Consider the following 26,615-nt stretch of genomic DNA (forward strand, 5'->3'; position numbering starts at 1 on the left):
TTCATGCGCCCCTTTTTTTATTGTTACTGGTTTAGCGGCACTTTAGGTTCGCCTATGTAGCGCTTCGCTTTGCTGGGTTTAAGGTAAGTAATGTCGCCCATGCACAAGCCGTCGAGACAGTCGCCGAAGTCCGGGTCGCGACTGAATACCAGTGACTTGAAGCCACCTTTTTCATAGAGCGCCGTATATTGCTTGAATAGCACCGGTAACTTGTGGCCGCGCTCGTTAAAAATTTCCTGCATAAAGTCGAAGGCTGCATCCGCGTCGCGGTCGCCGAACTCTTTATCCAAAAATGCCATGCGTTCTGTGGAAAGCAGGTACGGATGATTGGCTTTTACAATGTCCGCTTCAAATTTGTAATACCGGCGGTAGAAAAATACCAGGGTATCCATCAGGTCACGCGGATAGTCCGCACTCATGCTTACGGGGCCAATCAGGTAGCGCAAATGAGGATTGTGTGCGAGGTAGGCGCCGAGTCCCTGCCAGAGATAATCCAGACAGGCTTTACCCCAATATTTGGGGGAAACAAAACTGCGCCCCAGTTCCACGCCCTGAGCAAAATATTCCGCAAAGCGCGAATCAAAGCGGTAGAGTGTACTGGTGTAAAAACCTTTTATGCCGTGTTCCGCGAGTATGTGCTGACCATTACCGATACGGTAAGAACCGGCAATTTCCCGAGCATTGGCATTCCACAACACCAGGTGTTCGTAATAAGTGTCGAACTCGTCCAGATCGCGTTTTTGGCCGGTACCTTCTCCCGCCGCGCGAAATGTCAGCTCGCGCAAACGCCCGATTTCGCGAATGACTGCGGAGTGGGGGCGGTAGCGGACCAGGTATACGGTGTTGTTGTCGCGGGTCATCCCGATTTGTTGCGCGCTTGCCAGTTCCCGTTCCAGATCTTCCGGTGACTCAGGTGCGGCGAGACGTTTTTGGGTCGCGAACGGATTATTTTTCTTGTGCGCAAGGCTATACACGTGTTTTTTCAGGCGCTTGACCAGAGTGCGGTCCTGAATCTGGTCAGTGAACAGCGCAGCATGGGGGATTGGCTCGCCAATACTGAAGCTGATACGGCGCGAGTGCTTATTAAACATTTCGTGAGCGAGCAGTGCGGTGCCCAAAGGTTTAAACAGCGCCGACGCCCCGTAGAACAGCAGAGAATTTTTTGCCTTGATGTGCACGGGTAATATAGGCGAGTGGCTTTTGCGCGCGAAGTGTAAAAAGCCAGGGCGCCAGGCACCGTCTTTTACACCTGTCGCGTGAGCGCGGGAAACTTCGCCTGCCGGAAAAACGATAATCGCCTGCTCGTTCTCTAACGACTCAATCACGCGTTTATAGCTGCGGCGCGCACTGCCGCCGGTCATGTTATCCAGCGGTATTAGCAGGTCGCGCAGATTTTCAAAATGCATAAGCATGTCGTTGGCGACGATTCTCACGTCTTTGCGCACTTCGCTGACCAGCTTCAAAATTGCCAGTCCATCCAGTGAACCAATAGGGTGGTTGGCGATAATCACAACCCGACCTTTTGATGGTATCTGGTTGATATCACGCTGGCTTGCTGTGTACTCAAATTTAAAGTAGTTGAGCACGCTGTCGATAAAATCGATACCGCGTGCGGACTGATTATCGGTTAGAAACTGATTGATTTCATTTTCATGAATCAATCGTTTCAGGAGCGACAGTGTCGGTTTGCGAATAAGTGCAGGCTTGCTCGCAAACGTGGGAAATTTATTAGTGATGGCTTGTTCGACGTTGATCATAAATGATCCCTATGCGCGATGTGCGGATGGTCAGTCGCCTTTCTCTGGCGCGTGGAGCGTCCCAAATAGGCACTCCGTACGCTGTTACAACGGGTCGGTTTTGGGGCCATCCAATTCGCGCTAAGGCTAAAGTGAGATTGTGAAACCTACATGACAAAAACGCTCTCAGACGGGTTATATCATGCACTTTCCGATGAATGAATTCCTCACAAAATAATCCCGTTACCGGTTAAACCTTAAAATGCACAATGTCGCCGGGATTGATTGTCGTCGGATCTCGTACTCTGCGACTGAATCCATCGACCTGTCCTGTTGATTATTGTTCCCGGCCGGGTATCTCTTGGCACATCAGCTCTCACTATTATTCTTAATATGCCAACATACGCTGCAGATAATGTTTAGTTACCACACCTTCACGCACTGTTTACCGGGGCGTATGCTCGCGAGTGTCTACGCCAAAAACGCATGCGATTTAATTGAAAAATATGTGACAAACACAGCCGCTCAATTGTGTCAGCTCTGTGTCCAGGGGTTAGCGAGCACCCCGCTATCGCCACAAACACTCTGTGGGCGAGCGAGTTTTTCGGGAGCTGAAAATCGGGGTGGTGCGCATTTGTGGCGAGCGAGTGATGTGCTTGGTTAGCACCCGTCAGAGTTGGGCGAGTTGTGAACGCTGTTTTTCCAATAGAGTACGGTAGGGCTGCACGATATCCGCAACTATCATGCGTCCACCTTCGGCACCCAGTTCCAATAGTTGCAGCCGCCTGCTGATGAGTTCATCGTTTGCGGCCTGGGTTTCCAGAACCAATCCGGAAATTTGGAGTTCACTCGGCGTGAGATCCTGGTGATTGGCAGAAACCAGTGCTGCCAAATCCAACGGAATGGTGTTGACGATACTGCACAGTTCCACGATTAACCACGCACTGCACACAGCGCGAAACAGCGCCTCATCTTCAGCGTCGTTGGCCAGGAAACGCAACTCCACCAGGTTTTGGCGCCACTCGAAGCCGTCACCGCCGTAGAGCGCGAGCACGTCGCTGATCGTGTGCTCAACAGCCAATAGGGTTTTGCGAAAATTATCTGCATTGAGTTGCTGTTGCAAAACGCGGAGGTTTTTTATATGGATGATCGCGTATACCAATCGGGGTTCGTTTGATTCCAGCTCTTCTGTGTCGTCTTCCTGCGCTTGCGGAGCGTTGTCGACGTCTAGCGGCGGGCTCGCTTTGCGGGCCCGTGGTAAGGCGGGCCAGAGCAGCCGCCCCTGCTGCTGCAATTGCCACAGGGAAAATGCCGCAAGCAATACGCTGCCGAGCACGGCTATCACAAACACGGTTTCTGCCCCGGTTTTTTCTACTGCGAGGTGCACGCTCAGGTAGCCGGCGATATTGTTGTGCAACAGAATCGGTGCCGTATAAGCCTCATTCAGGTGTGCGTCTAATGAGCGGGAATCACCCGCCTGCACCACCAGGTGATGTTCTACATCGTGAATGGTGGCAAGCAATGTTTTGGGTTGTCCCATCACTTCCCGCAGAATGGCCTGTTGGCTGATTAAATCGTTTTTAAATGTCGGCTCAATCGCCTGTGCCGCTGCCATGGTTGCGAGGCTTTGGCCGTACACCGAGAGGTAGCGTTCGGGCAGGCGGTTAAAATGGGGCAGGGTGGCTATCGCAATAAGCGCTATACCTAATGCCAGGCCGAGGTTCAGACTGGCGAAATCGAGTTTTATGCGCAACGGGCGATCCTCTGCGGGTTTTTGTCGCATACATTAGTGAGATTGGCGCGGCTTGGCAAATGCTCGTTTTTGCGGTCTAGTCATTTATAATGCGCAGTCGTTTTGGCCAACGGCGTTTCGTTGGGCTGCAGGCAACAGGAAATAGGTGTGCGCGAACTCATTCTTATCAATATCTCTGGTGAAGATCGACCGGGGGTTACTTCATCTGTAACAGCCATCCTCGCTCGCAACAACGCGAACATACTCGATATTGGCCAGGCGGTGATCCACGATCATCTGTCGCTCGGCATGTTGGTCGAGTTACCGTCGGAGGAAGCCTCGGCTCTGGCGGTGAAAGATATTTTGTACCGAATGCACGACTCGGGTATGCAAGTGCGCTTTCAGCCTATCAGTGAACAGAGTTACAGTGATTGGGTGGGGCAGCAAGGTAAACAGCGCCATATTGTGACATTGCTCGCACGCCACATTACAGCTAGCCACATTTCTGCGCTCGCGGAAATTCTTGCTGAGCACGGCCTAAATATTGACAATATTTCCCGTCTTACCGGGCGAGTGCCGCTGGATGCCGAAAACAAAGGGCAGGCGTGTGTTGAGTTTTCAGCCCGTGGCCGGGTCGCGGATATTACTGTTCTGCGCGCGGCGCTCGCTGATATCGCATCGGACATGGATGTGGATATTGCGTTCCAGGAGGACAACATGTTCCGGCGCACCCGGCGCATGGTGTGTTTTGATATGGACTCCACCTTGATTGAAGCCGAGGTTATCGATGAGTTGGCGAAAGCCGCTGGCGTGGGTGATCAAGTGGCTGCAATTACTGAGGCTGCGATGCGTGGCGAGCTGGATTTCAACGAGAGCTTCCGTGCCCGCATGGCGCTGTTAAAAGGGTTGGATGAATCTGTACTGGACGGCATCGCGCAGCGATTGCCACTGACAGAAGGTGCTGCGCGGCTGGTGTCCACCCTGAACAAACTGGGTTACAAGACCGCAATCCTTTCCGGCGGGTTTAATTATTTTGGTCGCTATATTCAGCAGAAACTGGGTATCGACTATGTGTTTGCCAATGAGCTGGAAATTGTCGATGGCAAGGTGACCGGTAATGTTACCGGTCAGATTGTTAATGGTCAGCGCAAAGCCGAGTTGTTGCGCTCCCTTGCTGAGCAGGAAGGCATTAGTCTGGAACAGGTTGTTGCCGTGGGTGATGGCGCGAATGATCTGCCAATGTTGAGTATTGCCGGGTTGGGAATTGCTTTTCGCGCAAAACCCTTGGTGCGGGCAGAAGCCAAACAAGCGATTTCTACGCTGGGCCTTGATGCCATTCTCTATCTTATGGGGTTCAGGGATCGGGAAATGGAGTGACGCGAAAATTCGCGTCACTTAACGATTGCGGGGCCAGTTAGCTCTCAGTATCGAAATCGTAGTTCATTTCTTCGGCTGGTCCCTGCAGGTAGTAACCCTGGATGTAATGCACACCCGATTGCCACAGCTTCGAGAGCACGCTGGCGTTCTCGACAAACGGAACAATGGTGATTTTATCGAGTTTATGCAGCTCGCTAACCAACTCGTTCAGTGCCTGAACCGCTTCCGGCGTATTTTCCTGCAACTCCTGGGTGAAAGAACCATCGATTTTGATATGTGAAGCCTTCACGTGTTGGAGCGCGTTGAACGGGTTTAACGCGCAACCAAAGCGGGTGATACTGCAGCTGGATCCGAGCTTGGTCACCTGCTCCGAGAAGGTAGCGGCAACATTGAGATGGTCGTTCACGTCAATTTCGTTGAGCTGAAATACCAAGGCGTCTGGCGGAAGGTTGGCTGCTTTGAAGGCGACCTTAATCCAGGGCGGTAGTGTGGCATCGAGTACGGATTCACGGCTGAGATTGATGATCAGGTGGGTGTTGGTGCTGTTTTTCCGATGCTCCGATAGCAGCTTAATGGATTCCAGAATCACCCAGCGGTCTATCTTGGTGGTCGCACCAATTTTAGCTGCAGCGGACAAAAATTCTTGCGGCGAAATTTCGCTGCCGTCTTCACCAATCATTCGCAGTAGCACTTCGTAGTGTTCCCGGTCTGAACCGCGCAGGCTCAAAATTGGCTGGAACAGCAGTTTAAAGCGCCCCTCGTCCAGCGCTTTTTGTACCGAGTGGGAAACGTCGCGCTTGGTTTCCTCGCGAGTCTCCGGTTCGTACAGGCGCACTTTGTCCTCGGCGTTGTTCGAGCTCTCTGCACGCGCTAGTTCGTAGGCTTTTACCGCCTGGCCTATGGGCGTTTCTGCGTCGGCGGTTGTCTCGTTGACGACCGAGATGCCGATAGCGTAGGCGAACTGCAAAGTGGTGCCGTCGATATCGACAATGTGGGACGTGAGCTTCTGACAGAGTGTTTTCGCGCGCGCCAACGCGGTTTCGGGGTCGATATTGGGAATAACCAGCATGAACGAATTATCGTTGTAGCGGCACAGAACGTCGTCGGCCTTCACCTGAGACTTCGCAAAATCGGCAATCGATCCAATCACCAGATCTGCTGAGGCGATACCCAGCTTGCCATCCACGATTTCGTGAAACTTGTCCACGCCAATATGAATTAACGCACTGTTGTTGGCGCCGCTGGCCGCGTTTTCCACCACCAGGTGTAAGGTGTCCAGCAGGTAACCCCGGTTGTATAAACCGGTGGCGAGATCCTGACTTTTGATTTGCTGAATTTGTGCTTCCAGTTCCTGGCTGTCCGCCGTGCTGGTGCGAATGAGGAACTGGGTGCAAAGCTCTTCTTCAAACGTGGATTTGCGCACCTCAATGGCGAGAGGTCGTTCCGCGCCGTCTTTGGTGATCACCGAAAACTCCAGCTTGGTGGATTCGATGTCACTGCCCTTGAGCATAAAATCTTTAAGAAAGCGCTTAACTTTATCCTGGTCGCGGTCTTTGGTGATATCAATCACCGGCATACATTCGAGATCGTCGCGGCTGTCGTAATCTAACAGCTCCACGAACGAGTCGTTGGTATACAGAAACATGCCGTCTTGCACGAAGGCAATTGCATCGCGGGAACTGTCCAGTAACTGCTGGTTGCGGCGCTCGATTTCGTTGTAACGGCGCTCGGCGACCCGGCGGCGATCGCGGTCTTCGCGGTTGTTGAATTCCCGCTGAATAACGAATAACAGGTGCTGGTCTTCGTCGACTTTGACTACGTCGACCGCACCGAGTTTAAGGCCATCGACAGTACCGCGAATGGTTTCGTCGTTGGTTTGGAGAATGAGCGGTACATCCTTGTTCAACCGGCGGATGATTCGAATAGCATCTAAAGGTTTGAGATTGGTCGTGGTGTCGAGGCCGACCATAAGGTCCCACACCTTTTCCTGAAGCAATTTGTTCAGTGCTTCGTCATTCTCTACGTGTTGCGCACGCACCGGCCGTCCGGCATTGTGGAGCATGCTGATAAGGCGCTCCGCTTCAGCGCGAGAGTCGTTGAGAATAAGCAACCTGATGGTTTTGGTTTGCGACATAGATTGGCTAACTGCAGCTAAATTTTAGAGGTACGTATGAATTGTAACCGGACTGTAGTGACTAATCCCTGACCAGTTAATGCGTTGCGTAATTTCGAGTGTACTAGAAATACCCGTGTAGCCCCAGACGTGGCTCAACTTTAATGGAATTGGGTTGCGAAATATTAATCCCATTCGTCGTCGAATTGTTCTTGTGTGCGGCTGCCTGCAACGCGTTTCGGTTGGGTTTGTGGTGCATCCAACGTGTTAAATATAAATTGTTGAACAGCGCCGGTCGCAAATACCAGTTTGTTAAGTTTTGCGGAGACCGAACTGTCGCCATCAAACAGCTTAACTTTATCCAATTCTTTGAAAGGTGCGCTGGCGGTTAGCAGCGATTCGGGCTGACGACCGTTTTTGCTCGCAGGCAGGTAAAAGGCTCGCATATAGTCCGAGTAGCCGCCCATATCGAACCCTTGTGCGATCCCGTAGGGTCTGGGATGGTTCGCCAGGGTTTGAATGCCCAACTGAGACTGGCCGCGATATTGGCGTACCCAGCGCACCACACCGAGGCTCCAGCTGTGACGACCGCTTTCTTTAATAGACATGATCTCCCCGGCACGGAGTTTTGTGGGGATCTCACCCTTCCACAGCAGGCAGCAACCCCCGGCGCTCACGTTTTGGATATGAACCTGATAAACAATTGAAGCTTTGCGCTTGGTTACGCTATCGTCACCGGAGCCGATACCTGTGTTGAGCATATCGATAACTGAGTGTTCAAAGCCCTCGTCAAACACATCTTCTGCCGCAAACTCATCGAAGGGTTGTTCACCGCACAGCAGGTAGTGGGTATCGACCATTCCTACACTGACCTCTGCCAGGGACTGCACCGCGCGACGTTCTTGTTTGCGCTGGGCAATACTGCTCCAGCTTTGCATGAGATGATCAAGCAAGGGCGGTGGGAACCCTGATGGAACCGATATAGCGGCTGAGCCACCAATGGGAACATCCGGATCTTCGTCGGACGAGGGGGCGTATTTACTTAGCTGGTTAACGAGTACTCTAAAGTCCAACTCCAATACGCGGTCCATCTCGCTGCCGTTGAAGCGCGACTTATAGATTGGCCCCTGATCGCGGCTTAAATTGATTAGATAAAAGTTGTCTTTGTCCTGCAGCACGGATGGATGCAGGCGCGCATATTGTGACCAGCTCTCGAGTGCATTGTAAATATGAGCGATATCGTTGCGGCTCAATTGATTCATGCGGGCGGTCGCCATCAACAGCACACGCATATACGCGGTTTGGATATTGGTCGCTGGTCGGCTCAGCAGCAGCGGGTCTTTTACCGGAGTGGCGAGCAGGTCAAAGTATTCTGCAATTTGGAAATAGACGTGTAGCTGGTGCCAAAAGCCCGTGGGCAATTGGGTATAGAGTTGATAATTGCGGAAAAAGATCAACCCGATGCCGGTAATTGCGCGATGCAACGCTTTGGCGAGCGCTTCCATAACCACGGGCTTGAAGCGCTTTTGGGCGCAAATATCCGAAACGCACCGGCCGTAGCCGTCAATCATCGATTTTTGAATTGCCTGGGCAATGATTGCGGTTTTTTGTGCGCTCTCCGGAAGGTTTATCGGCTGTTGCAGAAAGCTGCGGGTTAGACCCTGAACCGCGTTTTGCGCGGCTGGACGCAACGCTTCGAGGATCTCGAGACGCGTGTCATAGCTGCATTTTAAACGGGCAGCTTCGGGCAGGCTGTGGTAGAGCAGAATACTGGTTTCTGTGGTTTGAGTGGCGCGAAATTCGTTTGCCCACTCTTCCACTTTCGCCGGACGAGTCGCGCAGAAGCTCAACTTGGTGAGGTCCGTTGTTGGCAACTGCAGGTCGTTAATGTATTCAGGTAAACTCGGCTGGTTCATTCTAACTCTGGGTGTCTCCATCCCCGATCCATTTGCTAAAGTATAGCGGTTTCTGCATCTGACACCGTTTTTCGCGGATTTAGCGTCAGATTGCAGTAGCTAGCGAATGGGTGTTTTGCTCGGGGCTCCGGGCTCTTCCTTGACTAGCGTGGGGACCAGATAACCCGGGAGTTGGGCGAGAAGCTCTTCTCTGAGTCGCCTGGCGTCTAATTCATCAACTTCGTAGTGAGCGGTACCGGATACGCGATCCAGCAGGTGGAGATAGTAAGGTAGTACGCCGCTTTGGAACAACCGTTTACTTAGCTCGATCAGAATGTTTGCGCTGTCATTGATGTTTTTTAGCAGTACTGTCTGGTTAAGTAAGGTTATTCCTGCCTGCTTGAGAGCTTCGAAGACAGCCTCGACACTCTGGTCGATTTCCTGCGAGTGGTTGCAGTGCGCCACGACAACCATTTGCGCGCGGGTGGCGCTCAACAGTTCCAGCAGTGTTGAGGTGAATCGATCCGGCAATACAACGGGTAGTCGGGAATGAATTCGGATCCGAGTGATATGGGGGATGGCATCAATTTCGGTTAACAACCAGCGCAATTGTTTATCGCCCAGCATCAAGGGGTCGCCACCGCTGAGGATCACCTCGTCGATCTCCGGGCGAGTTTTGATGTACGCCAGCGCCGCCTGCCACTCGGTGCGCGAGGGGGTGTTTTGGCGGTAATCGAAGTGCCGGCGAAAGCAATAGCGACAATTGATGGCGCAGTGAGGCGCGGCGATTAATAGCACGCGGCCGTGGTATTTGTGGATAAGCCCTGGTGCAGGATTGCTTTTTTCTTCTTCTAGCGGATCTTCAGAATAGCCTGGCGTTACCGCGAATTCTTCTCCCAGGGGTAATACCTGTAGCAACAGCGGGTCGTTTGGGTCGCCTGGACGCATGCGTGACACAAAGGCCTCACTGACGCGCAACGGGAACAGCGCTGCTGCACGCTCTGCCGCTGGCAACCACTGGTTGTCCAGGCTGAGACGCGACAGGAGATCTGCGGGTTTGGTAATTTGATTAGTAAGTTGTTCCTGCCAGCTTTTGTGCTGCCAAGTTGGAATGGTGTGAGGTATCATTAGCGCCTTTTTTCTATACAGCAAAGATTCACGTACTTTTGAGGTCAAAATGGCTACCTATTCTACCAACGAATTCAAGAGCGGTTTAAAAGTTATGCTCGACGGCGATCCCTGTTCCATCGTCGAAAACGAATTTGTAAAGCCTGGTAAAGGCCAGGCGTTTAACCGCGTAAAAATGAAAAACCTGAAATCCGGCCGCGTCTGGGAACGCACCTTTAAATCGGGTGAATCTCTCGAAGGTGCTGATGTAGTTGATCGCGATATGCAATATCTCTACAACGACGGCGAGTTCTGGCACTTTATGGAGCCTGAATCGTTCGAGCAGTTCCAGGGCGACGCGTCTGTGGTCGGTGATTCTGCAAAATGGTTGAACGAGCAGGATACTGTTGTTGTAACCCTGTATAACGGTTCCCCACTGGCAGTAACGCCGCCTAACCATGTCGAGTTGGAAATTGTGGAAACGGACCCGGGTTTGAAAGGCGATACCGCGCAAGGCGGCACCAAGCCAGCCACGCTGTCTACCGGCGCCGTGGTTAAAGTACCTTTGTTCCTTTCCACAGGCGAGACTGTCCGCGTTGATACCCGTACTGGCGAGTACCTGGGGCGCGCGAACAAGTAATTTGCGCCTTGGTCGATTTGCGATGCCTATTGCGTCGCGAAACTGCTAGAAAAAGCTGACATAAGTCAGCTTTTTTTTCGTCTAACGCGATTGAGAAAAGAAAGAGTATGAGCTGGCAACCCACTGCAACAATGGATGCACTCGCGCGACGCGCTCAAATGATTCAGCAGGTGAGGGCGTTTTTTGCTGCCCGCTCAGTACTGGAGGTCGATGTACCGGTGATCGGACGAGCCACCGTGACCGATCTCAACCTGGACAGTCTGTGTGTTACTCGTGCGGTGGGGAGCGCCGGCAGCACCCTATCCGGTTATTTGCAGACCTCACCGGAATTTTTTATGAAGCGGCTTCTCGCTGCGGGTTCTGGTGATATCTATTACCTGGGCAAGGCGTTTCGCGCCGATGAATCCGGCCGCATACACAACCCTGAATTCACCATGCTGGAGTGGTATCGCTGCGGTATGGATGACCGTGCGCTGAGTGACGAGGTTGTCTCGTTGTGCCGCGCGATTCAACCGGGTGTTGCTGTCGTGGTTACCGAGTACGGCGCTGTATTTGAACAGCATACTGGCCTGAATCCGCACACCTGCAGTACTGAGACGTTGGCGGACTATGCGCGTGCTCACCTGGGGGTGGACTGGTTCGATGAGCCTCGCGGTTTGTGGCTGGATCTGCTTTTTACCCATTGTGTCGAGCCGCAACTGGGAGACGGTCTGGTGGTTATTCGTGATTTTCCCGCATGCCAGTGTGCCTTGGCGCGGGTCGTACCAGACGAAACCGGTGTGCCGGTCGCACGCCGGTTTGAGGTTTACTGGGGCGGAATCGAGCTGGCGAACGGGTATTGGGAGCTGGTGGATGCACAGGAGCAAAGAGCGCGGTTTATGCAGGACAACAAAGCCCGGGTCGCGCAGGGCAAACCCGAAATGGCGCTAGATAACGATTTTCTTGCTGCGCTGGACGCCGGGTTGCCCGAATGCGCCGGGGTGGCTCTGGGGGTTGATCGCCTGCTTATGTGCGCCTCGGGCTGCGCACATATTGGCGAGGTTATGAGTTTTCACGGCACCTCCCGATGCGACTAAACCCTAGCAATCACAACTGATTTGATGATTCATATCCAGCGCCGGGTTATCTGTATTGGGTTTGCCTACAGTTACCGCAGGCACCCCGACCACGGTAGTGTGAGGTTCGACCGGTTTTAAAACCACACTACCAGCCCCTACCTTGGCACCTTCGCCAATTTCGATATTGCCCAGAATCTTGGCGCCCGCGCTGATCAGCACACCGCGACGAATTTTTGGGTGCCGATCGCCCGCTTCTTTACCGGTTCCACCCAGGGTTACCGCTTGCATGATGGATACATCGTCGTCAACGACGGTGGTCTCTCCGATCACAATACCGGTGGCATGGTCGAGCATAATGCCCCGGCCGATCTTGGCGGCAGGGTGAATATCGACCCCAAACGTTAACGCAATGTGGCTTTGCAGAAAAAACGCAAGGGATTTTCTCCCCTGTTTAAATAAGCAGTTGGACACGCGAAAGGATTCCAGTGCGTGGAAACCTTTGAAGTAGAGAAACGGCAGTAGATAAGAATCGCAGGCAGAATCGCGATCAAATACGGCTTTAATATCCGCGCGCACGATATCGCCAAGATCGCAATGGTTTTCCAGCGAGTCCTCAATAATTTCCCGAACTTGCAACGCACTTAGCGCCGGGCTAGCAAGTTTGTTGGCGAGGTGAAAACTCAGCGCACTTTCCAGCGTGGAGTGATTGAGAATTGTGGCGTGGAGGAAGCTGGCGAGCGCTGGCTCTTGCTCCGCCTCTTGCAGGGTTTCCTGGCGAATAGTCTCCCAAACCGGATCTGCGACGACGGCTCGTGGCTGTTTTGCTTGCATGATTCTGCTCCCGACGGGTTGAGCGGCCTATTATTGGGGTTCGCCGCTGATATTTCCAGCGCAGCTAGTGTCGCAATTTCAGCGCAAATACTGAGTCAAATCGCCCCCGTCATTGGCTGGTGCTGGTTGAGATTGCCGATTTCGGCCGCGCTGGCGGAGAGGTCAAAAAAACCATTTTTGGCGTCAAAAACATCTCATATTTGTATTTATCTTCTTGTTTTACCTTGTATGCCGACGACTATCGCCCTCTGCTTTCCATCTACGCCTGAGCCTCGCTGTGGATAAGTTAGCCCGTTAAAAGTAAGACTCTCGATTGAACTCTCAGACCAAAGAAGCACCCAACAACAACGATACGTTGACCAGCACATACTAAAGGGTTAGCATTGTGTCGCTCATGCATTCATGTATACATGTATGCGTTAAGGTGCCAACATGTTTCTAATAATGGCGCTCCCTCAGTTGCCGGCTTCCAAAGCTCGGAGAGGTTTCGATATTTAGAAGTGCGGAACTAATAATAAATTCCCTTGAGGGTATCTCAGTGAAAATAAGAAATAGATTCTCAATTAGCAAAACCGGATTCTTGAGCCTTTGTGTAGCGGCGAGTATGGCTCAAGCCCAAAATTCATCAAATCTGGAAGAAGAGGTCCTGGTGACGGGATATCGCGCCAGTCTTCTCAATTCAACGGCGGCAAAGCGCAATTCCGTTGGGTTTTCCGATGAAGTGTTCTCGGACGATATCGGCAAGATGCCTAGCCAGAACCTGGCGGAATCGCTGTCGCGAATTCCTGGTGTGCGCATCGAGCGCGAAGTTACTGGTGAAGGTCAGCAGATTTCTGTACGTGGCCTGGGGCCTGAATTTACCAAAGTGGTGATGAATGGTAACTCCATTTCGGTTGCATCCGACGGCAGTCTGGGCTCTGGTCAGAAAGGACGTCAGGTGGATCTGGATATGTTCCCGCCGGAATTGTTCAGCTCGTTGGCGGTAAACAAAACCAGTAGCGCGCAGCAGGTGGAAGGTGGTGTGTCTGGTTATGTGAATATGCGTACCATACGAGCTTCTGATATGGGGGATGGCTCCCACTTTCGCGTAGGCCTGGAAGGGGCTTACAACGAAATGAGCGGCGAAACCAGCCCGAAATACAGCTTTATGTACGGCTATGACACCGAAAAATTCGGCGTGTTGGCTGGTATCGTAGGTAAAAACAGCAAATCGCGCACCGATGGTTTTGAGTCCGTGGGTAATTACCAGGATGGCTGTGTTGCGCATTGGTATGACGCCGTTGATGACGATGATCAGCCATTAGGACGTAAATCCGGCTGTATCGGAAATACGGAAGGGCGTGAAGGTTACTATCAAAGCACTGGAGCAAACACCTTCAACTATACCGACATCGCGACCGCCGATTACGCAGCGGCGCATCCCGGCGTTAATGTTGGCGATCAACTCGATCTGAATGCCGTCTCTGGCTTAACCGATGAACAGCTGGATAACATGAAGCTGCCTTACATCGGCCGTCCGATGTACACCTACGGTGATCGCGACTCCCTGTCGATGATTCTCTCCGCGCAGTTCCGACCCAACGAAAACATCGAAGCATCGCTGGATATTTTGCGTGCGGAAGCTGATCGTTCCTTCGTGCGTAACGAATTGGTTAACATTTATCGCCGCAACTATTTGCAGTATGGCCTCGCCTGGATTCCAGAAAACATTCAGTTGAATGATGACGGTGTGGTGCAAAGCGGAACCTTTTACAACAACCGCGCTTGGGTCGGTTCTCGGGCATACGAAGAAGAGCTGACCTATACCTCGATTATGCCGAGCTTACACTGGCAGATAAGCGACGTGTTTGTGATGGACCTGTCCGGTTCACGCACCGAATCTGACTTTGACCGCGATGAGCCCTACTTGCTCTATTACTCCGCGCCCGGGGTAATGACTCACGATTACAACAGCAAAATGCCCACGGTCACCCACTCGGTAGATGTAGCTAGTGCCGGTTCCGGTTGGACCTTCGGCGCAGGCCCGGGTACCGAAGGCGATGCTTACCAGGCGGGGGACTTCCGTTTTCAGCGCAATGCCCGCACCACCGAAACCACATCGTTTAAAGCCGATTTCGCGCTGGGTGAAGACGCGGATATCAGCGGCATTAAGTTCGGCGTTCACTGGGATGAAAACATTTCTGATACCACGGGCTTTACCGGTGGCGATGATTGGAATAACAGGGTGCGCACTTCCGACCTCAACGATAATTTCGCAAATTATGTGATTGATTCGCCGATCACTGATCTCACCGGTAAAGGTGTGAAAGGGATCGCGAGCGTTAACTGGGGGGCCGTTAAGGACGCCGTTGATTACGACAACTTCGTACCAGACAGCAGCGCTGGCGGCGACCAGTTTGGTTCCACTATCGGCGACATCGAAGAGAAAATCTTTGCGGTCTACGTGGAAGGTAACAGTGAGAGCGAAGTTGCCGGTCGTCCGTTCCGTACCAACTTTGGTGTCCGTTTGGTCGATACCGAGCAAACCATCTCTGCCAACGGTTTGACTAAAACGTCGGACTACAGCCGTATTTTGCCAAGCTTTAACGCTGTATATGACGTCACTGAGAGCTTTAAAGTCCGCGGTAGTGCATCACGCAGTTTGACTCGTGCGAATCCGTCTTCCATGTTCCCCTCCGCCGCCTGGAATGGTTCTGGTGTCGACGAAGTGGCGGTGGGCAACTACCAGCTGCAACCGTTCGAATCCACCAACTTCGACCTAGGTGGCGAATGGTACTTCGGTGATCTGGGTTATGTCGGCCTGAATTACTATCAGAAAGACATTACCGGCTTCGTAAAACCACGCGACAGACAGATTCCGCTGAACGAAGTTCAAGCCGCTGTGGAAGCGCTTGGCTATGACTTCGAAGTTTCCGAAGACTCGTTGACCGATATTCAGCTGGCTGCGGTTGCCGATTGCGGTGGTATTGAAGAAGGTACGTGCATGACAAACATCTCTGACGATGTGAACATCGAAGGTGTTACCACCCTCACTGGTTGGGAAGCCATTTGGGTTATGCCGCTGGATTTCATCGTACAGGGCTTAGGTTTTAACGCCAGTATGAACAAAATCGATCAGGACGCCAGTGACCCGGATGGTGAGATCTTCGGTATCAGCGATACCACCAACTTCACCGCATACTATGAAAATTTCGGTTTTCAAACCCGTGTGACTTACACCTTGCAAGAGGGTACGGAAACCGGAGGTGGTTGGTCGCCGTTGCTGGCGGATGATCGCGCGCAGTTGGATTTATCTGCGAGCTACGATCTGCCGATGTTTAGCGATTACAACGTGACTGTATCGCTGGACGCCTACAATCTGACCAACGAACCCATGCGTTCAGTGTTTGAGAGCGATGGCAACACCTTTAACCTGCGTTATCCTGGCGCGACTTACACACTGGGTATTCGAGCCAGTTTCTAATTAGACATAGCCCTCGATTACACACTCAGCTACCTCTCGGGGTACTGAGTGTGGTTTAGAGTTTGTAGCTTGCTCACCACACTTTCGGGTGTGGTTTTTTTTGCCTGAAAATTGGTGGCTTGGCTTGGCGATGACGTGCCCGGCGCAGGGCTATATAAAATACTCGGGGTGTTGTTCCGGGGCGACCTGAAGAATGTTGAACACGTCTTTCATGTGATAACCCATCGCGGCTTTGGCGTCTTCGACGGAACCGCTTTTAATCGCCTTAATAATGGCTTTGTGCTGGGTGAGCACCTGTTCGTACTGGCCGGTCAGTTCTACCAGGCTGAGGTTGCGTACGCGATCCATATGGGCTTTTTCGGCTTCTATCACTTTACTGACCCGACTGTAACCGGTCGCACCTGCCAGCGCGCGGTGGAATTCGTCGTCCAGGTATTGAAACGTCATTGCGTCTTGCGCGTTCGCAGCTACCACCTGTTGTTCGAGAATGTTTTCACACTCGTGCAATACACTGGGGTCGTCCATTTGCGCGAGGGAGCTGACAACAGCAATTTCGATAGCTTCTCGAATAAAACGGGCTTCCAGAATCAAAGGCATACTTAATTTGGTGACAAATGTCCCGCGTTGCGGGCGCACCTCGACAAACCCGAGGTTCGCGAGCTTCACTATGGCCTCGCGCACCGGTGTTCGGCTTACGCCAAATTTTTCTGCCATTTGGTTTTCGGGAATTTTTTCACCGGGCTTGAGTACCATGCCGACAATTTCATCGCGTATGAAAGCAAAAATCTGGTCTGGCGTGGGGTGATCGAAATTAATGTTGTAGTTGTTTTTATCGGTAACACCTGCAAGGCCGCTTTTTTTCATGGTTGCCGATACTCCTGATGGGCGTCTGATGGGCGTCGGTAGCGAGACGCACAGGAAAGACGAATACTATCGCTAAGACTCCTGTACAAACCACGCTGATTTAGTGGTTTTTTGGAGTTTACACGAGTGTTTGCGTGCGATGAAGTTTTAAGCGGCTATGTGATGACGCGTGCACATTTATTAACCGTGCCCAGAATGCTGGGTGTGCTCGAAGTGCGCTGCTATTGTATGTAAAATGCGCTGCCTTGCTGTATGCCCCCAGGAACCCTTTATGCCTCAGATTCAAGCTGCTCCACTGACCCGCTACCCTAAGTATTGGGCGGAGTGCTTCGGTATTGCCCCGTTCTTGCCAACCAGTCGTGCGGAGATGACCGAATTAGGGTGGGATTCCTGTGATGTAGTGTTAATCAGCGGCGATGCCTATGTGGATCACCCGAGCTTTGGTATGGCGGTTATTGGCCGCTTATTGGAAAGCCAGGGTTTTAGAGTAGGTATTATCGCGCAACCTGACTGGACCAGCGCAGAGCCCTTTCGTGCCCTCGGCAAACCGAACCTCTATTTTGGGGTAACCGCGGGCAACATGGATTCGCTGATCAATCGTTACACAGCCGATTTGCGCATCCGGCACGACGACGCCTATACCCCAGGTGGCGAAGGCGGCAAGCGCCCGAACCGCGCGGTGACCGTGTACAGCCAGCGTTGCAAAGAAGCCTGGAAAGACGTTCCTGTGGTGATTGGTGGCATCGAAGCCAGTTTGCGACGCATCGCCCAATACGATTATTGGAGCGATGAAGTTCGCCGTTCGGTTCTGGTGGATTCCACTGCCGATATACTCCTGTACGGTAATGCCGAACGGGCTGTTGTGGAAGTTACCCAGCGACTGGCGGCGGGCGAACCGGTTTCTGCGCTCACCCGGATTCGCGGTACCACCGTTATTTTACCTGCAGTTCCCGGTGGCTTTACCGAGCTGGATTCGTCGCGAATCGACTGGCCAGGACGCATAGACGCGATGCCCAGCCCCTACGAGATGCGCAGCGCGAACAGTTGTTCAGAGACCAGTGGGGAGGTGGCTGCACAAAACGAACAGGGCGAGGTGGTACGCATTGTTCCCATGCCGTTGCGTAAGTGGGAGCAGAACCTTGCTACGGATGCCACCTGCATTCGCCTGCCATCGTTCGAAAAAGTCAGCAAAGACCCAGTGTTGTACGCGCATGCCTCGCGCGTGTTACATCAGGAGAGCAACCCTCACAATGCCCGCACCCTGGTGCAAAAACACGGTAAACGGGAAGTGTGGGTTAACCCGCCGGCGATTCCGCTGACGACCGAGGAAATGGACCATGTCTTCGGCTTGTCCTATGCGCGCGTGCCGCACCCGATGTATCAAGGCAAAAAGATTCCCGCCTACGACATGATAAAAACATCCGTGAACATTATGCGTGGCTGTTTTGGCGGCTGTACATTTTGCTCGATCACCGAGCACGAAGGCCGCATTATTCAGAGTCGCTCGCACGCGTCCATATTGCGTGAAATTGAAGAGATCCGCGATAAGGTGCCGGGGTTTACCGGCACCATTTCCGACCTGGGCGGGCCGACATCCAATATGTATACGCTTAACTGCAAGGATCCGGATATTCAGGCTTCTTGTCGCAAGCTAAGTTGCGTTTATCCGGGGATCTGTAAAAACCTCAATACCGACCACAGCCCAACCACCGAACTCTATCGCAAGGCGCGCCGGGTTGAAGGCGTTCACACCGTGGCGATTGCATCGGGGTTGCGTTACGACCTGGCGGTTGAAGACCCTGAATATGTGAAAGAACTGGTGACTCACCATGTGGGTGGTTATTTAAAAATTGCGCCAGAGCACAGCGAGCAGGGAACGCTTTCGATGATGATGAAACCGGGCATGGGTACCTATGACCGGTTCGAAAAAATGTTTTATCAGTTTTCTAAAGAAGCCGGTAAAAAACAGTATTTAATTCCCTATTTTATTGCGGGCCACCCGGGCTGCAGTGATGAAGATATGGTTAACCTGGCGCTGTGGCTTAAACGACACAGCTTCGAAGTTGATCAGGTACAAACCTTTTACCCGTCGCCCATGTCTCTGGCAACCGCGATGTACCACTCTGACCGCAACCCGTTAAAGCACCTGACTTACAAATCTAAAAAAATCTTTACGCCGAAGATCAAGCAACAACGGCAGCTGCAAAAAGCGCTGCTTCGCTATCACGATCCTGAAAACTGGCCATTGCTGAGAGAGGCCCTGAAGGCTATGGGGCGATCGGACTTAATCGGCGATTCCCCTCAGCATCTGGTGCCCAGCGAAAATCGCGAGTTGCGCATGCGCAGCGTGAACCGTCGTCAGGGCTCACCTCGAGCGCAAAAAGCGAGAGGCGATAAGCGCAATCAAAAATTGCCGGGGAAATCGCCGCGCAGGCGGCGCGATTAAGCCGGCTCGTGTTTTCGGCAGAGGGCGGGCGGCCGATCACCGTGCTCGTCGCTCTGTCACGAATGACATCTCCCGTCGAATGAAAGAGATTTATAGGCTCATAACGCTTTTTCATTTCATTTCGTGCTAACCGGTTTGCACTATTCCTGTTCGTATATCGCTGCCCGGGGCAAATTCCGGTAGCGGCATCAGTTCACGCAAAAATACGCACGCCGAGCGCGGCTCCATAGCGGCAAGACCGGCGTTGGTGCCAGCTTAACGCGTATTCACCAATACTGCGGAGCCCCATGTGGAAAAGTCTGAAAGAGAAGCGTCCAGCGCGCACCCCGCTCACATGTCGGCGACGGCGGCAGCGGCGTGTCAGTTTCGCGATCTGCGATCAATGCCTGAGCACCGTTTGCAATTATTGGCAAAGCTGCGGTCGCCGCGTGGCAGTGATCCGAGCACGGAGGTGTCGAATCGCGGTGCTGCAAAGGCTAACTCCGGAATCGCGCAATTTGGTGGTGGTGATTTTAAGGGCCGCCAGAGCAACTACAAGGCGCGGGGGCGGCCACAAATACCCAAGCGGAACAAACCGAAGGACGAGGATCGGCGCAGGCGCACTATCGGTCAACAGGGTAAAGCTCCCCGCCCGGTTGGCCGCAGACCACGCCCCGCGCCAAACCCTGCGAACAACGTGCAGCCGGACGCTCCCAATCAAGAAATATTTGTCCCGCCGCATCACCAGGATCAAGACCCACTAATAAACCCGCCACTAAACCCACTTGACCATGATGGGCTGGATGAAGCGCTGGTGCCGGAGAATGATGTCGAGCATCCAGATCACTTTATTATCGACATGGGGGAAGAAGAGCCGCGAGGTATTGGCGAGCGCATACGTGACAAAGCCTTCGGCGGCCGTACTTTTGGTGATAGCTCCAACCTGCTGGGGGCTGTCGCCAATACCATTTCGGATACCGCTGAGTCCTCCGCCCTGCTGACTATTGGCAGTAGTGGGGTGTTAGCCAGCGGCTGTAAGTTGCTGTTTGACGGACTAAATCAGCTAGGCAGCGCAACCGCGTCTGAGGATAAGCGAGAGGCTGGTTACACTGTGCTCATGGGGTTATCGAACATGGCCAGCGGTGCGTACGGTATTGAATCCGCTATTCTGGAACTGCTAAAACACGAGGCGTCGGCCTCCTTGGCTGGGGTTTTATCCACCGCCACCTGGGCGTTGACCGAAGCCACTAACATTATTCTGCAGTTGGATATCCTCATTACCAACATCACGCAGGGAAAGAGCTACACGGCTTACCTAAAACCCATCGCGGCATTGTTAGCCTCACTCCTGAAATGTATCGGAGGGGTACTTTACGTGTATGGCACTATCGTGTCGGCTGATCGGCAGGACGATGAGGATGACCCGACGGTGAACATCGGTGTGGTGCTTATGATCGTAGGTTCTGCGATGAGTACGCTCCACGGTATTATTAAGCTTATCGGTATGTGTCTGGAAAAATGTCGTGACAGTGGCGTGGAACTGGATGATGAGCCTGACCTGGAGCTTGGTGGTCATCAGGTCTAAAAGTGAAAGAGCGGTCGCCAATAGCGGCTGATTTTTGCGCTTTGAGTCGAAGCCATTGTGCCGTTCGCAGCAAATGTGAAACAGTCCTACACTTGACAGGGCTTTGCTTAACAGGACTTCAGTTAGAGAACGTAGAATCTCCCTGGGCTGTAGCAGCCGAAGCCGGTCAGTACCCCCCAAAAAATGTAACGCTTATCATTGAGCCCAGTCCGTCTGGCGTCGTTTGTAACTGGCATAATTAATTGCATGTATACTAGTGTGAGGTTTGCGCGTAGTCGAGTTATGCAAGTGCATCAACAGGCGCCATATAACTATAAATCAACGTCACCGGGAGATCTCTATGAGAACAAAAGCCGCCGTAGTTGGGCTGGCTCTCGCCATATCAGCAGGCATGCTCAGCGCGTGTATATGGACCAAGCCCTCAAACGAGTCAGCTTCTTCGCCGCGGGAGCGGATTCTGTTGGACGATGGCTGGCGTTTTATGAAGTATGAAGACGCCGCTGACGCCGATGGGCTTGTGTACGACATCCGCCCGGATCACAGTGAGCACCAGGACGATAAAGCCGCCGATGCGAAGCCGACCGAGGCGGTAACCGTACACGGCGGGAGCAATGTATTACGCCCCTGGATTTTGCCGATGGCGAACCCGTTTATTGCCGACCCGGCTCAGCATTATGCCGCCCCCGCAAGCATGCCTCCCCACGGCGATTTCCCGTTTATTCAGGCAGAGTTCGACGATCGCAACTGGCAGACAGTCTCCGTCCCTCACGACTGGGCAATTCAGGGGCCGTTTTACGAGGGTGATAAGGCACCGGTTGGCGGTGGCATGGGCCGACTGCCAAGCCCCGGTGTTGGCTGGTATCGCAAGCAGATTATGTTGACGGAAGCGGATGCCGGTAAATCCCTGTTTTTGGATATTGACGGGGCCATGTCATACGCAATGGTGTGGTTCAACGGTCATTTGGTGGGCGGTTGGCCCTATGGTTACGCCTCCTGGCGCGTGGACCTCACCCCTTACGCGGAGATAGGTAAACCGAACCAAATTGCAATTCGGGTGGATAATCCGCCCGCATCCTCCCGCTGGTACCCCGGCGGCGGTCTCTACCGCAATGTATGGCTGGAAAAAACACAGCCGGTGCACGTGGCGCAGTGGGGGACGAACATTGTTGTTAGTGCGGCGGATGAACAGGAAGCGACAGTGCGCTTGTCTGTCGCGTTGAATAATCAATCGCCTGCCGCTGCATCGGTGCAAGTCGAAACCGATGTTTTCGAACTGAACGAGCAGGACGAGCCTGTGGGAGCGGCGGTCGCGAAAGTGGGGCCGATTAGCACAGATGTCGAAGGCAAGGGTGCGGCAACGGTAGATTCTCGCTTCAGGGTGATAAATCCCAAACTGTGGGGGCCGCGGCCAACCCAGACACCGAACCGCTATGTGGCGATTACCAAAGTAGTCGCGCAAGGCAAGGTAGTCGATGAGTACCGTACCCCGTTCGGGATACGTACTATCGAGATTGATCCGAACCTCGGCGTGCTCGTCAACGGTGAACCTATTTATCTTCAGGGGGTGAACCAACACCACGACTTGGGCGCGCTGGGTGCCGCATTTAATGTGCGAGCGGCGCAACGGCAATTGGAGCTGTTGCAGGAAATGGGAACCAACGCAATCCGTCTGGCTCACAACCCACCTGCCCGCGAGCTGCTCACGCTCACCGATAAAATGGGTTTTCTGGTGATTGATGAGGTGTTTGATTCCTGGCAGCGCAAAAAGACGCCGCTGGATTTTCATCTGATCTTCGACGACTGGTCAGAAGCCGATTTGCGCTCGATGATTCGCCGCGACCGCAATCATCCCTCCGTATTTATGTGGAGTGTAGGCAACGAAGTGGGCGAGCAGTACACCGACACCGACGGAGCAAAAGTCGGCCAGCGCTTGCATGATATTGCGCATTCGGAGGACCCGACCCGGCCGACGGCGGCGTCGATGAATTACGCCAAAGCGCACATGCCTTTCCCCGAAACTATGGATACCATTAGCCTGAATTACCAGGGAGAGGGCATACGCGATGCGGAGGCCTACGCGCATTTAAACGGTATTCGTACGCCGCCAAGTTACCCGCAGTTTCACAAAGCATTTCCGGGCAAGGCGATTTTTAGCAGTGAAAACGCGGCCGCGGTGAGTTCGCGCGGAGAATATTTATTTCCGGTGGCGCGTGGCATCAGTGCGCCGGTTGCCGATGGCAAAGGCGGAGATCCAACTTCTGCCCAGGTCAGTGCCTATGAACTCTATACCGCACCTTTTGGCTCATCTGCCGATAAGGTATTTCGCTCGCTTGCGCAGCATCCGTATGTTGCTGGTGGGTTTGTGTGGAGCGGTTGGGATTATCTTGGCGAACCCACACCCTATTATTCTGCGCGCAGTTCGTATTTTGGCGTCATAGATCTCGCCGGGTTCAAAAAAGATCGCTTCTATCTCTATCAGGCCCACTGGCGCCCCGACTACCCCATGGCTCATATTCTGCCCCATTGGAACTGGCCAGATCGGGTGGGCAAGGTCACGCCTGTGCACGTTTTTACGTCCGGCGATGAAGCTGAATTATTTGTCAACGGCAAATCCCAAGGGCGCAAGCAAAAGGGCGATCTGGAGTATCGACTGCGTTGGGACGATGTTGTCTATCAGCCGGGAGAGGTGAGCGTGGTCGCTTACAAAAACGGTGAAGAATGGGCGACAGACTCTGTGGTGACAACGGGTGAACCCGCAGGCTTAACCTTGACTGTGGATCGCGCCGGCATTCAAGCGGATGGCAAAGACCTCGCTTTTGTCACTGCAACCGTGGTGGATGCAAACGGCCGCATGGTTCCCACCGCGAAACCTGCGTTGACGTTTACGGTAAGTGGGGCAGGCGAGTTGGTTGCCACTGACAATGGTGATGCTACAGATCTTGTGGCATTCCCATCGGCGAAACGTTCCGCGTTTAATGGACTTGCTTTGGCCATCGTGCGTGCAAAACCTGGTAGCACCGGTACCATCAACGTGACTGTTGCTGGCGAGAACCTTTCTTCCGCCATGATAGATCTGAACAGCAAGAAATAGTGCCTGTCCGAGCGGTAGCGTTAATTTTTAGTACTTCACAATAACGCTACCGCAACCTCTTCTTCGCCGTTAATGGCGCCATCGAAACTGGCCTGCACAAGAAAAACTCTGCCGGCTCTGTCTTCGTGTTCCCGATTCTTTTTGTTTGTCTGGATTGTGGGGCGAGTATCATTGCTTCGGGTATGTTGAAATGCCGAGCATCGCCGAAAGAATGCGGATTGAGTCGGCGTATTCCGGTTTAAACCAAACCTATCGCCGTTTCGTAACACCACTCCTAAACTACTACAAAACTGAACCATGAATATTGCGATTATTGGTGCAGGCTTGGCTGGCCTGACTGCTGCAAACCTGTTGCAGGCAAAGGGCGCCAAGGTGCGTGTGTTCGAAAAGTCCAGAGGCGTCGGCGGCCGCTTGGCGAATAAACGACTGCCTTGGGCATCGCTGGATTTAGGCGCGCAGTACTTTACTGCGCGTGATCCACGGTTTCGCACGAAGGTGGCCGAGTGGTTGCGTGCTGGAGTGGTGGAACCCTGGTCGTTCTCCCCCTACGAACTGTGCGAGACAGGGTTGCGCGCGCGGGAGGATGGCCAGACCCGCTATGTGGGGGTGCCGGCAATGAACAGCGCGGCGCATGAACTTGCCGAAAATCTGGACGTGCGTCTTAACTCTCGAGTCGAGCGCTTGTTAGTCGCTAACGGGCAGTGGCATGTGGTCACAGGCAATGATTCAACGGGAGATGAAGCACGATTTGATCGGGTGATTGTGTGTTTACCTGCTAACCAGAGCAAAGCTTTGCTGCACGAGTATGAGATTGCGTCCCGTATTCCCACCGAGGTTCACCAGGCGTGTTGGGCGCTGGCGCTGGCGACACGCGGACATGTGGAGAGCGACATAAAGGGCTTTTTTGGCGACGATTTCGTGTCCTGGGTATCCCGCTTATCGTCGCGTCCGATGCGAGATTCGTCCGCACATTGGGACGATCTGTGGATGCTGCATTTCGCCGGCAATTGGTCGGAAATACAGGGTAAAAATACCGCGCTGGATCTGGTGGAATCTGGATCGCAATGGCTGAATCGAGCACTGTCCGGATACCGCTCACGACCACTGACGGTAGTAGAGCACTATAGTCATTTTTGGCGCTTCGCGAGGGTTATAGGGCAACCGTTGGCGCAAGCCTGCATTGTTGATTCTGACATTGGGCTGGCTGTGGCGGGTGACTGGGTCGCTGGTGGCCGAGTCGAGGGCGCTTATTTATCTGGCCTGGCTGCGGCTGAGCAGATTCTGACTGGGCTATGAGCTGATCAAGCAACGGGCCATAGCGAGAGGGGTATTGAGTGGCTGCGATATTGCCCAAGAGCAGAGTCGGTGTGTTCTGGTTTAGCAACGACCTGCGAATCACCGACAACGCTGCATTGAATTATGCGGCCCAGTCGTGTGAGACCTTAATCTGCGTTTACATTCTTGATCCTCGCTTGTATGCACCCAATCGCTACGGCCTCAGATCCATGGGGCCGATGCGAGACAGATTTTTACAGGAATCGCTCGCGCAATTGTCCGTCGATCTGAATGCTGTCGGCCAGACGTTGCTCGTTCTTCGAGAGTCGCCGTTGCAGGCGATGGCGCAGTTAATTGGTAAGTATGATCCCGGCTTGGTTGTACGCAGTCGACAAGCAGGCTTCTACGAATACAAGCAGTGGGCAATGTTGCAGCGCCGCTATCGCCTAATCAGCTTTAAGGATATCGCGACCCATACGTTGTTTAACGACGAAGATCTTCTGCCCTTTCCGCTCACCGATCTGCCAAAAACCTTTTCGCAGTTTAGAAAAAAAGTGGAACCGCTGGCCGATATCCGGAACCTGTTGCCCGTTTGCGATCTTCCGCCGCCGCCCCGGGGGCTGAAACGCGACCACACCTTTAGACGGGAGTTACTGAAACACCAAAGCAGATCAATATTCAAAGGCGGGGCTGAGGCTGGCATTCAGCAATTGCAGGGGTATTTTCATACAACGGCGCCCAGCGAGTACAAAACTGTACGGAACGCACTGGATGGCTGGGGTAATTCCACTAAATTATCGCCCTGGCTTGCGAATGGTTGCCTGTCGGTTAATCAAGTTTTACTCGCGTTGGGTGAGTATGAAGCACAATATTCGGCGAATGAATCCACCTACTGGATAAGTTTCGAGTTATTGTGGCGAGAGTACTTTCAGTGGTCGGCGTATTTACATGGAGCCCGTTTGTTTGCGCGGGATGGCATTAACGGTAGTAAAAAGCTGAACACCTTTTACTCACAGCGGTTTATGCAGTGGTGTGAAGGCAGTACGCCATTCCCGTTGGTGAACGCATTGATGAAACAACTCAACGTCACGGGATATATGTCCAACCGCGGGCGACAGATCACAGCCAGCTGTCTGGTTAACGAGTTGGCGCTGGACTGGCGCTACGGTGCGGCTTATTTTGAGCAGCAACTTATCGACTACGATGTCGCATCCAACTGGGGCAACTGGCAGTACATTGCGGGCGTCGGAGCGGATCCGCGCGGTGGACGACATTTTAATTTGGATAAACAACGGGAAATATTCGACCCGGAGGGCGACTTTATCGCTAAGTGGGGCGGAGAAAGCGCAACGGCTGAGGTGAATTCGGTGGATGCGGCGGATTGGCCTTTAGCGGACGAATGAGGCAGACCAACCGAGTGAAT

The 26,615-nt window shown here is 53.1% G+C and carries 16 protein-coding genes; 9 read left to right on the forward strand and 7 right to left on the reverse strand.

Annotation, left to right across the window (positions count from 1 at the left end; all coding sequences use genetic code 11):
* Positions 1-23: 23 nt before the first annotated feature.
* Together olsF and TERTU_RS02880 are read right to left on the reverse strand one after the other, a co-directional pair.
* Positions 24-1,757 carry a bifunctional ornithine lipid synthase OlsF gene (olsF, locus tag TERTU_RS02875; protein WP_015820739.1) on the reverse strand — a complete coding sequence of 578 codons (1,734 nt, stop codon included), beginning with the start codon at positions 1,755-1,757 and terminating at the stop codon, positions 24-26.
* A 649-nt stretch (positions 1,758-2,406) separates the two neighbouring features.
* Positions 2,407-3,519: a hypothetical protein gene (locus tag TERTU_RS02880; protein WP_015819296.1), complete on the reverse strand. Its 1,113-nt coding sequence runs from the start codon at positions 3,517-3,519 to the stop codon at positions 2,407-2,409.
* 117 nt (positions 3,520-3,636) lie between these two features.
* Between TERTU_RS02880 and serB the strand changes: the two genes are divergently transcribed.
* Positions 3,637-4,845 (forward strand): phosphoserine phosphatase SerB, encoded by a 1,209-nt coding sequence (gene serB, locus TERTU_RS02885; protein WP_015817102.1) that lies wholly within the window; start codon positions 3,637-3,639, stop codon positions 4,843-4,845.
* Between the two features lie 37 nt (positions 4,846-4,882).
* On the opposite strand, the gene TERTU_RS02890 is transcribed toward serB, so the two are convergent.
* The 3 genes from TERTU_RS02890 to epmB all read right to left on the reverse strand — a co-directional run bounded on the left by TERTU_RS02890 (position 4,883) and on the right by epmB (position 9,981).
* Positions 4,883-6,979: a GGDEF/EAL domain-containing response regulator gene (locus tag TERTU_RS02890; RefSeq protein WP_015817597.1), complete on the reverse strand. Its 2,097-nt coding sequence runs from the start codon at positions 6,977-6,979 to the stop codon at positions 4,883-4,885.
* Between the two features lie 164 nt (positions 6,980-7,143).
* Positions 7,144-8,874 carry a PilZ domain-containing protein gene (locus TERTU_RS02895; protein ID WP_015818318.1) on the reverse strand — a complete coding sequence of 577 codons (1,731 nt, stop codon included), beginning with the start codon at positions 8,872-8,874 and terminating at the stop codon, positions 7,144-7,146.
* A 99-nt stretch (positions 8,875-8,973) separates the two neighbouring features.
* Complete coding sequence (gene epmB / locus TERTU_RS02900; RefSeq protein WP_015817932.1) at positions 8,974-9,981, reverse strand: EF-P beta-lysylation protein EpmB; 1,008 nt, start codon at positions 9,979-9,981, stop codon at positions 8,974-8,976.
* 49 nt (positions 9,982-10,030) lie between these two features.
* On the opposite strand from epmB, the gene efp reads away from it, so the two are divergent.
* Together efp and epmA are read left to right on the forward strand one after the other, a co-directional pair.
* Positions 10,031-10,600, forward strand: coding sequence for an elongation factor P (gene efp / locus TERTU_RS02905; RefSeq protein WP_015818878.1), 570 nt, complete (start codon positions 10,031-10,033; stop codon positions 10,598-10,600).
* A 107-nt stretch (positions 10,601-10,707) separates the two neighbouring features.
* Positions 10,708-11,676, forward strand: coding sequence for an EF-P lysine aminoacylase EpmA (gene epmA / locus TERTU_RS02910; protein WP_015819597.1), 969 nt, complete (start codon positions 10,708-10,710; stop codon positions 11,674-11,676).
* A gap of 3 nt (positions 11,677-11,679) precedes the next feature.
* Here the strand turns inward: epmA and cysE are convergent, their stop codons facing one another.
* Positions 11,680-12,489, reverse strand: a complete 810-nt coding sequence (gene cysE / locus TERTU_RS02915; RefSeq protein ID WP_015820039.1) for a serine O-acetyltransferase — start codon at positions 12,487-12,489, stop codon at positions 11,680-11,682.
* A gap of 604 nt (positions 12,490-13,093) precedes the next feature.
* On the opposite strand from cysE, the gene TERTU_RS02920 reads away from it, so the two are divergent.
* Complete coding sequence (locus TERTU_RS02920; RefSeq protein WP_041590034.1) at positions 13,094-15,952, forward strand: TonB-dependent receptor; 2,859 nt, start codon at positions 13,094-13,096, stop codon at positions 15,950-15,952.
* Between the two features lie 150 nt (positions 15,953-16,102).
* On the opposite strand, the gene TERTU_RS02925 is transcribed toward TERTU_RS02920, so the two are convergent.
* On the reverse strand, positions 16,103-16,816 hold the full coding sequence (locus TERTU_RS02925) for a GntR family transcriptional regulator (RefSeq protein WP_015817763.1): 714 nt from the start codon (positions 16,814-16,816) through the stop codon (positions 16,103-16,105).
* A 271-nt stretch (positions 16,817-17,087) separates the two neighbouring features.
* On the opposite strand from TERTU_RS02925, the gene TERTU_RS02930 reads away from it, so the two are divergent.
* The 5 genes from TERTU_RS02930 to TERTU_RS02950 all read left to right on the forward strand — a co-directional run bounded on the left by TERTU_RS02930 (position 17,088) and on the right by TERTU_RS02950 (position 26,595).
* On the forward strand, positions 17,088-19,262 hold the full coding sequence (locus TERTU_RS02930) for a YgiQ family radical SAM protein (protein WP_015818046.1): 2,175 nt from the start codon (positions 17,088-17,090) through the stop codon (positions 19,260-19,262).
* A 289-nt stretch (positions 19,263-19,551) separates the two neighbouring features.
* Positions 19,552-20,826 carry a hypothetical protein gene (locus TERTU_RS02935; RefSeq protein WP_015818324.1) on the forward strand — a complete coding sequence of 425 codons (1,275 nt, stop codon included), beginning with the start codon at positions 19,552-19,554 and terminating at the stop codon, positions 20,824-20,826.
* A 340-nt stretch (positions 20,827-21,166) separates the two neighbouring features.
* On the forward strand, positions 21,167-23,917 hold the full coding sequence (gene galB / locus TERTU_RS02940) for a beta-galactosidase GalB (RefSeq protein ID WP_015819694.1): 2,751 nt from the start codon (positions 21,167-21,169) through the stop codon (positions 23,915-23,917).
* A 297-nt stretch (positions 23,918-24,214) separates the two neighbouring features.
* The gene (locus TERTU_RS02945) at positions 24,215-25,213 is read left to right on the forward strand and encodes an NAD(P)/FAD-dependent oxidoreductase (RefSeq protein ID WP_015820387.1); all 999 of its coding nucleotides are present in this window, start codon (positions 24,215-24,217) and stop codon (positions 25,211-25,213) included.
* Positions 25,214-25,251: 38 nt separating this feature from the next.
* A complete protein-coding gene (locus TERTU_RS02950) occupies positions 25,252-26,595 on the forward strand; it encodes a DASH family cryptochrome (protein WP_015817477.1) in 1,344 nt (447 codons plus the stop codon).
* Positions 26,596-26,615: the final 20 nt, after the last annotated feature.

Source organism: Teredinibacter turnerae T7901 (assembly GCF_000023025.1).
Classification (GTDB): domain Bacteria; phylum Pseudomonadota; class Gammaproteobacteria; order Pseudomonadales; family Cellvibrionaceae; genus Teredinibacter; species Teredinibacter turnerae_B.

Excerpts from the sequence above, each read along its gene's own strand:
- olsF (WP_015820739.1), bottom strand. The coding sequence starts at position 1,757 with ATGATCAACGTCGAACAAGCCATCACTAATAAATTTCCCACGTTTGCG.
- TERTU_RS02880 (WP_015819296.1), bottom strand. The coding sequence starts at position 3,519 with ATGCGACAAAAACCCGCAGAGGATCGCCCGTTGCGCATAAAACTCGAT.
- TERTU_RS02890 (WP_015817597.1), bottom strand. The coding sequence starts at position 6,979 with ATGTCGCAAACCAAAACCATCAGGTTGCTTATTCTCAACGACTCTCGC.
- TERTU_RS02895 (WP_015818318.1), bottom strand. The coding sequence starts at position 8,874 with ATGAACCAGCCGAGTTTACCTGAATACATTAACGACCTGCAGTTGCCA.
- epmB (WP_015817932.1), bottom strand. The coding sequence starts at position 9,981 with ATGATACCTCACACCATTCCAACTTGGCAGCACAAAAGCTGGCAGGAA.
- efp (WP_015818878.1), top strand. The coding sequence starts at position 10,031 with ATGGCTACCTATTCTACCAACGAATTCAAGAGCGGTTTAAAAGTTATG.
- epmA (WP_015819597.1), top strand. The coding sequence starts at position 10,708 with ATGAGCTGGCAACCCACTGCAACAATGGATGCACTCGCGCGACGCGCT.
- cysE (WP_015820039.1), bottom strand. The coding sequence starts at position 12,489 with ATGCAAGCAAAACAGCCACGAGCCGTCGTCGCAGATCCGGTTTGGGAG.
- TERTU_RS02920 (WP_041590034.1), top strand. The coding sequence starts at position 13,094 with ATGGCTCAAGCCCAAAATTCATCAAATCTGGAAGAAGAGGTCCTGGTG.
- TERTU_RS02925 (WP_015817763.1), bottom strand. The coding sequence starts at position 16,816 with ATGAAAAAAAGCGGCCTTGCAGGTGTTACCGATAAAAACAACTACAAC.
- TERTU_RS02930 (WP_015818046.1), top strand. The coding sequence starts at position 17,088 with ATGCCTCAGATTCAAGCTGCTCCACTGACCCGCTACCCTAAGTATTGG.
- galB (WP_015819694.1), top strand. The coding sequence starts at position 21,167 with ATGAGAACAAAAGCCGCCGTAGTTGGGCTGGCTCTCGCCATATCAGCA.
- TERTU_RS02945 (WP_015820387.1), top strand. The coding sequence starts at position 24,215 with ATGAATATTGCGATTATTGGTGCAGGCTTGGCTGGCCTGACTGCTGCA.